Origin of the sequence: Algibacter ulvanivorans (assembly GCF_048381495.1) — a bacterium.
Lineage (GTDB): Bacteria > Bacteroidota > Bacteroidia > Flavobacteriales > Flavobacteriaceae > Algibacter_B > Algibacter_B ulvanivorans.
The window spans coordinates 1-233 of sequence record NZ_JBLWGD010000120.1 but is presented as its reverse complement, the minus strand read 5'-3'; the positions used below and the strand labels follow the sequence as shown (position 1 = coordinate 233).

The 233-nt window shown below is 44.2% G+C and carries 1 protein-coding gene; it reads right to left on the bottom strand.

Going from position 1 to position 233, the window contains the following annotated elements:
* Positions 1-233 (bottom strand): HYR domain-containing protein (locus ACNG5D_RS16205; RefSeq protein ID WP_418184556.1); only part of this gene is annotated, 233 nt, incomplete at both ends.

The window sequence follows — 233 nt, the reverse complement described above, 5'->3', positions numbered from 1 at the left end:
ACATTTACAGATACCGGTGCAGCACAGTTTACAAAAGTCGGATTGATATTATCGGTTACAGTCACAGTTTGCGTACAAGTGGCCGTATTACCAGCACCATCGGTTACGGTCCAAGTGACCGTTGTTTCTCCTAATGGGAATGAGGCAGGTGCATCATTAGATATGGATGTTGTGTTACAGTTATCATCCACAGTAGGCGTTCCAAGATTGACATTAGCGGCATCTGTAGAACA